The organism is Actinocorallia sp. A-T 12471, from assembly GCF_033875155.1.
Lineage (GTDB): Bacteria > Actinomycetota > Actinomycetes > Streptosporangiales > Streptosporangiaceae > Actinocorallia.
This window is the reverse complement of sequence record NZ_JAWZTE010000008.1, coordinates 298,974-311,198: the sequence shown is the minus strand read 5'-3', so window position 1 is coordinate 311,198 and position 12,225 is coordinate 298,974. Positions and strand designations below refer to the sequence as shown.

9 protein-coding genes are annotated in these 12,225 nt (G+C 70.3%); 5 read left to right on the top strand and 4 right to left on the bottom strand.

Annotated elements, in window-relative coordinates; genetic code table 11:
* Positions 1-273 precede the first annotated feature (273 nt).
* On the bottom strand, positions 274-1,098 hold the full coding sequence (locus tag R9X44_RS23300) for a helix-turn-helix transcriptional regulator (RefSeq protein WP_319816374.1): 825 nt from the start codon (positions 1,096-1,098) through the stop codon (positions 274-276).
* Positions 1,099-1,191: 93 nt separating this feature from the next.
* Here R9X44_RS23300 and R9X44_RS23295 point away from each other — a divergent pair, with 93 nt between their 5' ends.
* Positions 1,192-2,577: an MFS transporter gene (locus tag R9X44_RS23295; RefSeq protein ID WP_319816373.1), complete on the top strand. Its 1,386-nt coding sequence runs from the start codon at positions 1,192-1,194 to the stop codon at positions 2,575-2,577.
* 66 nt (positions 2,578-2,643) lie between these two features.
* On the opposite strand, the gene R9X44_RS23290 is transcribed toward R9X44_RS23295, so the two are convergent.
* Both R9X44_RS23290 and R9X44_RS23285 read right to left on the bottom strand, forming a co-directional pair.
* Entirely contained in the window at positions 2,644-3,723 is a 1,080-nt protein-coding gene (locus R9X44_RS23290; protein WP_319816372.1) for an inositol-3-phosphate synthase, read from the bottom strand.
* 52 nt (positions 3,724-3,775) lie between these two features.
* Positions 3,776-4,414: a PadR family transcriptional regulator gene (locus R9X44_RS23285; RefSeq protein ID WP_319816371.1), complete on the bottom strand. Its 639-nt coding sequence runs from the start codon at positions 4,412-4,414 to the stop codon at positions 3,776-3,778.
* Positions 4,415-4,690: 276 nt separating this feature from the next.
* On the opposite strand from R9X44_RS23285, the gene R9X44_RS23280 reads away from it, so the two are divergent.
* Positions 4,691-7,600, top strand: coding sequence for a transglycosylase domain-containing protein (locus R9X44_RS23280; RefSeq protein ID WP_319816370.1), 2,910 nt, complete (start codon positions 4,691-4,693; stop codon positions 7,598-7,600).
* Between the two features lie 1,570 nt (positions 7,601-9,170).
* The gene (locus R9X44_RS23275; RefSeq protein ID WP_319816369.1) at positions 9,171-9,983 is read left to right on the top strand and encodes a hypothetical protein; all 813 of its coding nucleotides are present in this window, start codon (positions 9,171-9,173) and stop codon (positions 9,981-9,983) included.
* Here the strand turns inward: R9X44_RS23275 and R9X44_RS23270 are convergent.
* Positions 9,958-10,827, bottom strand: coding sequence for a hypothetical protein (locus R9X44_RS23270; protein WP_319816368.1), 870 nt, complete (start codon positions 10,825-10,827; stop codon positions 9,958-9,960). The genes R9X44_RS23275 and R9X44_RS23270 overlap by 26 nt on opposite strands.
* 149 nt (positions 10,828-10,976) lie before the next feature.
* Here R9X44_RS23270 and R9X44_RS23265 point away from each other — a divergent pair, with 149 nt between their 5' ends.
* Together R9X44_RS23265 and R9X44_RS23260 are read left to right on the top strand one after the other, a co-directional pair.
* Positions 10,977-11,810 (top strand): D-alanyl-D-alanine carboxypeptidase family protein, encoded by an 834-nt coding sequence (locus tag R9X44_RS23265; protein ID WP_319816367.1) that lies wholly within the window; start codon positions 10,977-10,979, stop codon positions 11,808-11,810.
* A 28-nt stretch (positions 11,811-11,838) separates the two neighbouring features.
* Positions 11,839-12,219: a ribonuclease domain-containing protein gene (locus R9X44_RS23260; protein ID WP_319816366.1), complete on the top strand. Its 381-nt coding sequence runs from the start codon at positions 11,839-11,841 to the stop codon at positions 12,217-12,219.
* The last annotated feature ends 6 nt before the right edge of the window (positions 12,220-12,225 follow it).

Sequence of the window (12,225 nt, the reverse complement as noted above, 5' to 3'; positions counted from 1 at the left end):
CCCCCACCACAACAAGCCGACAAGCCCAAGCCCACACCCCTTCGGGACCGCGTGCCTCCGCACCCTCTCGGGACCGCGTCCCTCCGAGTCCCCCTTCGGGACCGCACCCTCTCGTCTCGCCCGCAGCCCTTCGGGACCGCGTTCTCCCGCCGGACCGCGTCCCCTTGTGCTCGCGGTCCTGCGGGACCGCGTTCCGGCGACGGGAGGGCGTTTCCTGGTCGGGGCCGGGGGCCTCTTTTTCCCGCAGTCCCGAAGGGACTGCGGGGTGAGGGGTTAGGGGTGGTTCAGGAGGGTCAGGGCGGTTGTGGAGGAGGGGGTTTGGGGGGTGTGGGTCATCAGGCGGTGGCCGGGGGCGTCGGGGAGGTGGAGGAGGGTGAAGTCGAGGTCAAGGGGGCCGACCTCCGGGTGGTGGAGGAGGCGGGTCCCACCCGTGCACAGGCGGACGGTGTGCTGCGGCCACAAGGTGGCGAACTCGGGGCTGTTGATGGACAGGTCGCCGATGAGCGAGGCAAGAAGCGGGTCGTCGGGGTGCTCGGCGGCCACGTAACGCAGGGACGCGACGGCCAGCGCCGCCTCGGCCGCCCAGTCGCGGTGCAGGTCGCGGGTGTGCGCGTCGAGGAACAGCATCCGGGTCAGGTTCGGCCGGTCGGCGGGCCGCTCGGGCGCGGTGGGGTCGAGGTGCCCGGCGAGCAGCAGGTGCCCGAGCCGGTTCCAGGCGAGGACGTCGTTGCGGCGGCCGAGCAGCAGCGCGGGCACGTCGTGCATCGCCGCGAGCAGCCGCACCGCCGACGGCGTCGCCTCCTCCACCGGGGGAGGGGTGCGCCGGACCGGGGCGGGACGGGCCAGCGCGAACAGATGCGCGCGCTCGTCGTCATCGAGCCGCAGCGCCCTGGCCAGTGACGCGATGACCGAATCCGACGCGTTCGCCGACTGCCCCTGCTCCAACCGCGTGTAGTACGCGACGGAGACCCCCGCGAGCCGCGCCAGCTCCTCCCGCCGCAGCCCGGGCACCCTCCGCGCCCCGTAGCTGCGCACCCCCGCGAGCTCCGGCGTGATCGCCGCCCGCCGCGCCCTGAGATAACTCCCGAGATCGGTCATAAGTCCATCCTCGCGGCGTTCGCCGGGTTCTGCCTGACCCTGCGATAGGTAGGCAACGCGGGGGGATGGCTGTCCCTTCCGGATCGCCGGAAAGTGACCGCCATGACCGTAACGACCGCACCTTCCCCGGCGCGGATGACGGGACGTGAGCGCGTCGCCGTCACCGTCCTGCTGACCGCCGGGTTCACCCTCGCCGTCGACTTCTCCATCCTCAACGTCGCGCTGCCCGTCATCGGCCGCGACGTCGGCCTGTCCACCGCGCGGCTGCCGTGGATCGCGACCGCGTTCGCGCTGTGCGCGGCGGGCTTCAGCCTCTTCTTCGGCAGGCTCGCCGACGTCGTCGGCCGCCGGAGGCTGTTCCTCGCGGGCATGGCGCTGCTCGGCGTGTCGTCCCTCGCGGGGGGCCTCGCCGACGGCCCCGCCCTCCTGCTCGCCGCCCGGGCCGCCCAGGGCGTCGCGACGGCCATGGTGACGCCGTCAGCGCTGTCCCTGCTCACCTCCGGGTTCGCCGAGGGCCCGGCGCGCGACCGCGTCCTCGGCCTCAACGGCGCGCTCATGGCCGGGGGCTTCACCGCGGGCGCGCTGCTCGGCGGCCTCCTCACCGGGGCGCTGAGCTGGCGGTGGGCGTTCTTCGTCAACGTGGTCGTCGCCGTCGCGGTGCTCGCCGTCGCCCCCGCCGTCCTCACCGAGAGCAAGGCCGACAGACGGCCCCGCCTCGACGCCGCCGGAGCCGTCCTCGTGACGCTCGCACTTGTCGCCCTCGTCTTCGGCGCGTCCCAGGCCGGCGAACAAGGCTGGACCGACCAGCGCGCTTGGGGAGGACTCCTCCTCGCCGCGGTCCTCCTCGCGGTCTTCGCCGTGGTCGAACGCCGCGCCCCGCAGCCGCTCGTCCCGCTCAAGATGCTGCGCCGCAAGACCGTCGCGTGGGGCAACGCCGCGGGACTCCTCGCGTTCGCCACCGAGACCTCGCTCGTCTTCGTCCTGACCCTCCACTTCCAGGACGTCCTCGGCCTCAGCCCCCTCGCGGCCGGCGCGGCCTTCGGGGTGCTCGGCGCGGGCACCGTCGTCGGGGGGCTCGCCGCCCCGCGCGTCATCGGACGGGTCGGGCCGCGCCGCGCGATCGTCCTCGGCCTCGCCGCCCAGGCCGTCGCGACCGCGCCCATCGCGCTCTTCCCCGACGCGCTCGCCCCGCTGCTGCTCCTCGCGTTCGTGGGCGGCGTCGCCAACCTCGTCGCGATCGTCGGCTACACCGCCACCGCCACGTCGGGCCTGCCCGCCGAGGACCACGGACTCGCCTCCGGACTCGTCACGCAGAGCCAGCAGATCGGCATCGCACTCGGCACGCCGCTCCTCGCCGCAGTCCTGGCCACCCGCCTCGACGACGGGCTCGCCGAGGCAGTCCGTACCGCCGTGGGCGTCAACGCCGCCGTGTGCGCGCTTGCCGCACTCGTCATCGGGGTCGCGCTACGCCGGTCCTGAACAACGACGAGGCCCGGCAGGCGTAGTGCCTGCCGGGCCCTGACGTGTCCCTGAGGACGAGCGGGGTCAGCGCTCGACGTCACCGCGGATGAACGCCTCGACGGCGAGACGGGCCTCGTCGTCGTTGTACTGCTCCGGCGGGGACTTCATGAAGTACGAGCTCGCCGACAGGATCGGGCCGCCGATGCCCCGGTCCTTGGCGATCTTCGCCGCGCGGACCGCGTCGATGATGACGCCCGCGGAGTTGGGGGAGTCCCACACCTCGAGCTTGTACTCCAGGTTGAGCGGCGTGTCGCCGAAGGACTTGCCTTCCAGCCGCACGTACGCCCACTTGCGGTCGTCCAGCCACGGCACGTGGTCCGACGGGCCGATGTGCACGTCGGCCTTGGCCATCTCGTGCGGGATCTGCGACGTGACCGACTGCGTCTTGGAGATCTTCTTGGACTGCAGGCGCTTGCGCTCCAGCATGTTCATGAAGTCCATGTTGCCGCCGAAGTTGAGCTGGTACGTGCGCAGCAGCTCGACGCCGCGGTCCTCGAACAGCTTCGCCATCACGCGGTGCGTGATCGTCGCGCCGACCTGCGACTTGATGTCGTCGCCGACGATCGGGACGCCCGCGTCGGTGAACTTCTGCGCCCACTCGGGGTCGGACGCGATGAACACCGGCAGCGCGTTGACGAACGCCACCTTGGCGTCGATCGCGGCCTGCGCGTAGAAGCGGTCGGCGTCCTCCGAACCCACCGGGAGGTAGGAGACGAGGACGTCCACGTTCGCGTCCTTCAGCGCCTGGACGACGTCCACCGGCTCGGCGTCGGACTCCTCGATGGTGTCGAGGTAGTACTCGCCGAGACCGTCGAAGGTCGGGCCGCGCTGCACGGTCACGCCGGTCGGCGGGACCTCGGCGAACCTGATCGTGTTGTTCTCGCTGGCGTGGATGGCGTGCGCGAGGTCCTGCCCGACCTTCTTGGCGTCAACGTCGAACGCCGCCACGAACTCCACGTCGCCCACGTGGTAGTCGCCGAACTGAACGTGCATCAGCCCGGGGACCCGCTGATCAGGTGCCGCGTCCTTGTAGAACTCGACACCCTGGACGAGCGAAGAGGCGCAGTTGCCCACTCCAACGATGGCTACGCGCACCGAACCCATCCGGTTGCTCCTTTTCTCTATCTCACCGGGTCTGGGGGAGATCCCCAGGCTCTTATGAGGGAGACGTCCCCTGACGGGGAGCGTCTTTGTCGTTTACGTCAGGTACATCTGTCTCGTCTGCCCGCTGCCGCTCGTCGGCCGCCTTGGCGTGCTCACGCCCGATAAGCTCGTTCAGCCACCGGACCTCGCGCTCGACGGACTCGAGCCCGTGGTTCTGGAGTTCAAGCGTGTAGCTGTCGACCCGTTCCCTGGTGCGGGTGAACGCGGTGCGCACCTGCTCCAGACGCTCCTCGAGCCGACTGCGCCTGCCCTCCAGGATGCGCAGCCGCACGTCGGCGCGGGTCTGGCCGAAGAAGGCGAAATGCACGCCGAACCCTTCGTCCTCCCACGCCGCGGGGCCCGCCTCGGTGAGGAGCTTCTGCAGATGCTCCTTGCCTTCGGCGGTCAGCTTGTAGACGATCTTGGCCCGCTTGCTCTGCAGCGTCGCCGGCGGCTGCTCGTCCTCGTCCTCGGTGATCAGCCCCTGTGCGAGGAGCTGCTTGAGGCAGGGATAGAGGGTGCCGTAGGAGAACGCGCGGAACATGCCGAGCAGGGTGTTGAGCCGCTTGCGCAGCTCATACCCGTGCATAGGGGACTCGTGGAGCAGGCCGAGCACGGCGAGTTCCAACACGCCGCCCTTCTTGCCGCCCATGCGTCCCCTCCGCGGTAGCTCAGCCAGATGTATCGTATGAATGTATCGCTTCGATACATCGCAAAGATACGTAGTGTTAACCAACTCCGCAAGCAGCAGCATTCCTCGCAACAGTGAAGGAACGGTGTGGGCCATACCGCACCGGCGGACTGGACCCCGTCGGTACGATGACGCGTTAGACACCTGACGCTGCTGGGCTTTGCCCCCCGCCAGACCGGCCCCGGCAGTGCCGTTGTGCGGGGTCCCCCGGCCTCGCACCCCAGCTGAAGAGGTCGTGTGAGTACTCCGCCGTATGGATCCGGTGGCCCCTCAGGGGACCTGCCGGAGGACGACTGGTTCCGGCCAGCGCCCCCCCAGGGGCGTGAACAGATCTACCGCGAGTCCCAGTACGGCAACTCCGCGCCACCGCCCCAGTACGGCGCGTACGACGACTACGGCCAGGGCGGGTACGACCAGAGCGGTTACGGCGACCAGGGCGGGTACGCACAGCAGCCTTACGCGGGTCAGGGCGGGTACGAGGACCACACCACCTTCGACGCGTCCGCCGTCGGCGGCCAGGGGTACGACCAGGGCTACGACCAGCAGGGGTACGACCAGTACGGGTACGGCGACCAGACCTACGCGGACCCGGCCTACGGCGCGCAGGGCTACGACGACCAGCCTTACGCCGCCCAGCAGAACGGTTACGACGACTTCCAGCACGGCGACCCCGCCGTCACCATGCTCGACGGCGGCCCGATCCACGTCGACAACCCGCCCGGCGTCGACGTCGACGACGACAAGGGCGGCAAAGGCGGCAAGCGCGGCAAGAAGCCCAAGGAGGGCTGGAAGAGGTTCATCCCGAGCTGGAAGATCGTCGCGGCGGTCTGCGGCGTCGGGCTCGTCGCGTCGATCGGCCTGTTCGCCGTCGGCTACGTCTCGACCCCGACCCCCGACCTCACCGAAGACGCGAACCTCGACTCCACCAAGCAGCGCACCTCGGTCTACTGGGCGGGCAAAAAAGGCAAAGAGAAGGTCATGTTCAACATGGCCGCCAACCGCGAGGACGTGAAGCTCGACGTCGTCCCGCTGCATGTGCGCCAGGCCGTCATGGCCGCTGAGCAGCGCAGCTTCGAGACCGACCCCGGCATCTCCATCAAGGGCATGTCCCGCGCCGTCTTCCGCACGGTGACCGGCGGCAGCGTCGAGGGCGGCTCGACCATCACCCAGCAGCTCGCGCGCAACCGGCTCAACACCCTCAGCACCGACCGCAGCATCACCCGCAAGGTCAAGGAGATCTTCACCGCCCTCAAGCTGGAGGGGAAGTACTCCAAGGACGAGATCATGGAGAACTATCTCAACACGATCCCGTTCGGCCGTAACTCCAGCGGCATCCAGGCGGCGTCCAAGGCGTACTTCTGGAAGCCCGTCAACAAGCTCTCCATCGCCGAGGGCGCGGTCCTCGCCGCGATGATCCAGCAGCCCGGCTACTTCTGCGGCTACCCGACCGACGGCGACGAGAACGCCCCCTGCTACAAGGCCCTCCAGGACCGCTGGAACTACGTCCTCAACGGCATGGTCGGCGAAGGCTGGCTCAGCCAGGCCGAACGCGACAAGATGAAGTTCCCCAGGTCGAAGAAGACCTCGGCCCCCAAGGGCGACAACCAGCAGACCTACATCATCGACCGGGTGCTCGCCGAACTCGCGATGATCCCCGACTTCAACGAGACCGAAGTCACCACGACCGGCGGCTACAAGATCTACACGAGCCTCGACCCGAAGCTGATGGACTACGCCGAGGAAGCCGTCAAGAAGTACGGGCCCGACGCCGAGATCAGCAAGAAGGCGCAGAAGACGATCCGGTCCGGCCTCGCCGTGGTGGACCCGAAGGACGGCGCGATCGTCGCGTTCTACGGCGGCAACCCCGAACGCGGCCTGCCCAACGCGGCCCTGGTCGACCGCCCGCAGATCGGCTCGTCGTTCAAGCCGTACGTGCTGGCGACGGCGTTGCGGGAGGGCTACAACGTCAAGTCCCTCATCGAGGGCCGCAGCCCCCTCTGCCTCGACGCCACGACCGGTGACGTGATCGCTGGCGCGCGCAACGAGGCAGCGTGCAACGGCGCGCCGAACGGCTACTGGATGCGTGCGCCGCACGGTCTGGGCCAGGCGATCACCCTCGTCAAGGCGACCGAGCAGTCCATCAACTCCTCTTTCGTCAGGCTCGGTCTCAAGGTCGGCCTCGACAAGGTGATCGAGACGTCCAAGGACTTCGGCATCCCGACCGAGGGCATGGACGCGAAGATCGCGAGCCTTCCGCTCGGTGTCTCCAACATCCCGGCGATGTACCAGGCGGCGGGTTACGCGGCGTTCGCCAACGGCGGCACCGCGGTCACCCCGCACATCATCTCCAAGATCACGCACAATGTGGACGGCAAAGAGGTCGAAGTCAAGCTGCCCTGGAACAAGACGGGCAAGCAGGTGCTCACCGAGGACCAGGCGGCCCAGGCCACCGAGGCGATGAAGGCGGTCGTCGTCAGCGGCACCGGCAAGGAGGCGCGGCTCGCCAACGGCCAGCCCGCCGCGGGCAAGACCGGAACCACCGACGGCGGCGCCGCCACCTGGTTCGCGGGCTACACCCCGCAGTACGCTGCCGCCGCGACGGTCTACCACCAGAAGAGCAAGTCGATGGAGACCTACTTCCCCTCCACGAGCTACGCCTACGGTGGCCACTACCCGGCGCGGATCTGGAAGGCGTTCATGGACAAGGCCCTGGCTGGTGAGGGCATCGTCCAGTTCACGACGCCCACCTACACCGGCGAGATGAAGAAGTGGGACACGCAGAAGCCGAAGCCGACGAAGACCGAGAAGTGCGGCTTCATGGAGCAGATCACCAACCAGTGTGAGGGCGACGGCCACCAGGGTGACAACCCCCAGAACCTGCCCGGCTGCAACATCGGCCAACTCCCGCCGGCGTGCAACCCCGACAAGCCGCCCGCGGGCACCGAGGACAACCCGCCGGACTGGTTCTGCATGACCCACAACGACTACCCGACCTGCGGCCACAACGACGACAACGGCGACGGCGACCCCAACGGCCAGCCCGACAACGACGGCGACGGCGTCCCCGCGGACCAGGATCCCAACGACTACGACCCCAACGTCCCCAACCACCAGAACAACAACCAGGGCTACCGCTCCTCCCCCTAGCCCCACAAAGCCCCGGCCACCCGGCCGGGGCTTTCCCTTTCCCCACCCGAGCCGGAGGGGGACGGGTGGGGGTGTTGGAGGCGCTTACCGGGGGCACAGGGCGAGCGTGGTAGAACGCCTCAGTATGAAGAGGCTGATCCCTCGGCGGAGCGACCGCGCTGCGGCGGGCGCGTGGCTGTGCGCGGCCCTGGCGGTCGCCTGGTTCTCGATCGTCGTGATCCGCGTGATCCCGCACGACGGCGCCTGGCCCGACTACCTGACCCGCTGGAACCGCTGGGACGCCGACCGCTTCTGGTGGCTGGCGACCTACGGCTACAGCGGCGGCCCCTCCGGCGTCTACGACCCGGAAAGCTGGCCCGCCTTCTTCCCCGGCTACCCCCTCGCCATCCGCTTCGTCGGCCTCATCGTCTCCGACTACCGAGCCGCCGGCCTCCTCATCTCCCTCCTCGCCGGCCCCATAGTCGCCACAACCCTCTCCCGCCTAACCCCCCCCACCCTCCCCACCCCCCACCCCCCCAAGCCCACCAAGCCCCCCACCCCACCAAATCCCGCCACCCCCGCCTCCTCCACCACCCACCCCTCAAACGGCACCCCCCACCCCACAAAATCCGCCAGGACCTCCGCCCCCACCCAACCCGACGACACCTCACCCCCCTCGCCACCCCACCCCAGCGAAGCCCCCAACTCCGGAGACGCCCCCGACCCCAGCCCCGACGCCGAGTCCAGCTACGCCTCCGGCCCCCGCCAGGCCCCCGGCCCCGCACACGCCTCCGGCCCCGCCCCCGCCCCCGGCCAGGTCTCCGGGCCCGGCCACGCCTCCGAGTCCAGCTACGCCTCCGGCTCCGGCCACGCCTCTGGCCCCGGCCAAGCCTTCGGCTCCGGGCACGCCTCCGGCTCCGGGCACGCCTCCGGCTCCGGCCCCGGCCACGCCTCCGAGTCCGGGCACGCCTCCGAGTCCGGCCACGCCTCTGGCCCAGGCCAGGTCTCCGGGCCCGGGCGGGCGTCAGAGTCCGCGCGCGGCTCCGGGGGCGGCGGCGCGGCGGCCTGGTCCTCGTTCGACCCCGGCGACCGCGGCTCCGAGTCCGCCAACGGCTCCGGCCCCGACCAGGCCGCCCAGTCCGGGCACGCCTCCGGCCCCGACCAGGCCGCTGAGGCCGGGCGCACGTCCGGCCCCGACCAGTCCGCTCAGTCCGGGCACGCTTCCGGCACCGGCCAGGCCGCTCAGTCCGGGCACGCTTCCGGCACCGGCCAGGCCGCTCAGTCCGGGCACGCTTCCGGCACCGGCCAGGCCGCTGAGGCCGGGCGCACGTCCGGGTCAGGCCAGGTCTCCGAGGCCGGGTGGGCGTCCGGCTCCGGCACCGGTCACGTCTCCGAGGCCGGGCACGCTTCTGGGGCCGGACGGGTCTCTGAAGCCGGGCACGCCGCTAGGGACGGGCGCGCCGCTGGGGCCGGGTGGGCGTCTGGGGTTGGGAATGGGTCTGGTGTGTCGGGGATTGCCTCCTTTGAGAGGGGTTCGGGGGGGTTTGGGGCTGTTGGGGGTAGTACGCGGCGGGCTGGGGGGAGAGCCGTCGTGGGGACGGCCGAGCGGATCGGCAGGGGGCCGGGTACGGGGACGCTGGCGAGGACCGAGAGCTGGTGGGGGCATCCCGGGTTCCTCGCCGTGCTGGCGATCATCACGAGCCCGTGCGCGGTGTTCCTGTTCGCCGCGTACTCCGAGGCGCTGTTCCTCGCGCTCGCCCTCCCCGCCTGGCTGCTCGCCAAGAAGGGACGCTGGGAGTACGCCGCGCTCCTGGCCGCCGCCGCGTCGGTCGTCCGCATCACCGGCCTGTTCCTCGCGCTCGCGCTCGTCGTCGAGTTCTTCGTCGGCGAGCACGGCGCCAAGGCGCGGAACTGGCGCAAGCTTCCGCTGCTGGCGGCCCCGTTCGCCTCGATCGCGGCGTACATGGGCTACCAGTGGTACCGGACCGGCGACATGATGGCCTGGCAGCACGCCCAGGAGAAGGGCTGGAACCGGCAGACCGTCATGCCGTGGGAGTCGTTCAAGACGACCTGGTACAACGCGTTCGAGATCCAGTCCGAGTGGACGAACGCCTTCCGCGTCGAGATCGCCGCCGCCGCGGTCGGCGTCGCCCTCGTCATCTGGCTCGTCTACCGGCGCCAGTGGCCGGAGACCGTCTACGTCGGCACCCAGCTCGCCGCCTTCATGACCTCGAGCTTCTACCTCTCCATAGGCCGCGCCACCCTCCTGTGGTTCCCTCTCTGGATCCTGCTGGGCCACCTCTTCGCCCGCCACCGCTGGCTCCTCGGCCTCTACCTGGCCATCTCCCTCCCGCTCATGGCCGCCTTCACCGCCTCCTTCACCCAGGGCCAATGGACCGGCTGACCCCCATCGCCCGTCCCACCTGCCCGGCTAACGGCGGGGCGCTCGGCGGCGCAGGCGGGTGATGCGGGTGGCGATGCGGGCGAGGTGGGCCGGGGTGGGGGTCCAGCCCGCGTTCTGGAGCATGGTGAGCCAGGCGTCCAGGTAAGGGCGCGGGGTCGCGCCGGAACTCGCCGTTGACGGGCAGGACGCGCCAGCCCGCGGCCGCGAGGGCGGCGTGCCGGACCGCGTCGCGGGCCCGGTTGACGCGGCCGCTGTGGAAGGCGTCCCCGTCGTACTCGAGGGCGCAGCGGTATCCGGCGTGGCCGAGGTCGACCCGGTAGCGCGTCGGGAGGGCGGGCACCTGGCATGACGGGCGCGGGAACCCGGCGTCCACGACGACCCCGCGCACCAGCGACTCGCCCGGCGACTCCGCCCCCGCGTCGCCCATCGCGATGACGGCCACGGCCTGCCTCGCCCCGGGACCGCGCGCCCGACGGGCCCGCGCGGCGAGCGCCTCCCTCCTGACGCCCCGGGCCAGCCCCTGGTCGACGACCGCCAGCGCGTCATAACGCGCGAGCTCCCGCGCGCAGTCGAACACCGTCCGCTCGAGCGACGTGAGAAGCCGCCCGTCCTTCTCCGTGACGTCACGCGACGGCATGGGCGCGCCGCGCGGATCGGGAAGCGCCGCCTCCAACGGCACGGCCTCGACGGGCATCCGGGGCAGCTCAAGCCCCCACAGACACGCCGCGGTCCGCAGCCTGAGGACGCCCTCGGGCGCGAGAAGGTCGATCCGGCGCATGCCCCCGGCGAGGCTCACGAACGCGTACCGGCTGTGCGGGTTCTGAAACAAGCTCGTCTGTGTCATGCCTGAATCATGCACTCCGCAATTGCCCTATAACGGACAGCGATCAAATCTGTGGATAACTATTTTCGGGGCAGGTGTGGTTTGCGTGACGTCAGTGCCGACTGACAGGGTGGTCGACCGTCCCCCAAAACGCATGATCCGGGAGCGCCGTGCGCAAGCTGATCGTCTCCGTGGCCGTGGGAACCGCCCTCGTCGCCGTCCCCGCCGCTCCGGCCTCTGCCGCCGGCCCGAAACCGCCGACGGTCAAGGCCGCGGCGGGCCTGCTCAGCCTCAACGGCAAGACGATCTGGAAGTCCAACGCCACGGCGAGACGTCCCATCGCGAGCCTCGCCAAGGTGATGACGGTCGTCGTTGTGCTCCGCGAGGAGAAGAACCTCGACCGGCCCGTCAAGATCAAGCGGAAATACACCACATACGGCGACAAGTGGGGCGCGACCGAGGCGAGGCTCATCGTCGGCGACCGCGTCAAGGTCCGCGATCTCATGTACGGCACCATGCTCGAGTCGGGAGCCGACGCCGCCGCCGCGCTCGCCGACACCTACGGCCCCGGCTACGACGCGTTCGTCAAGAAGATGAACCGCGAGGCCAAGCGCCTCGGCCTGAAGAACACCAAGTACGCCAACTTCGACGGCCTGCCCTACCCGTCGCAGTACTCGACGTACTCGACCGCCGCCGAGCAGGTGAAGCTGGGCCGTTACGCGCTGCGCTTCCCGACGCTCAAGAAGGTCATCGCCACCAAGAAGGTGACGGTCCGCAGCCTCAACGGCCGTTCCTACACGTGGAAGAACACCAACACCCTCATCGGCAAGTACAAGGGCGGCCTGGGCATCAAGACGGGATACACGTCCAAGGCGGGCTACTGCCTTCTGTTCGCCGCCGAGCGCGGTAAGAAGACCCAGATAGGCGTGGTCCTCGGATCGCCCACCCCCGGACGCCGTTTCACCGACGCCACCCGCCTGCTGAACTGGGGTTTCGGCGTCTGACCCGACCGCCGCCCTAGGATCACGCAACGTGATCAAGGCGATGCGCGTGGTCCTGCCCGTGCTCCTGGCGCTGACCGCTCCCGCCTGCGGGACCCACTCGGCCACGGTACGGACGGCGGTGGAGACCACCGCGTACCCGTCGATCGCCTTCGCGGACCTCCCCAAGGCCGCCCAGAAGACCCTGACGCTCATCGCGGCGGGCGGCCCGTTCCCCTACCGCAGGGACGGTTCGGTGTTCCTCAACCGGGAGCGGCTCCTCCCGGCCAACCCACGCGGGTACTATCGCGAGTTCACCGTCGCCACCCCCGGCCGCGAAGGCAGGGGCCCGAGACGGATCATCGTGGGCGAGGGCGGAGAGCGCTACTACTCGCCCGACCACTACCGCACATTCCTGCGGATCACCGGCTGAGGAAGG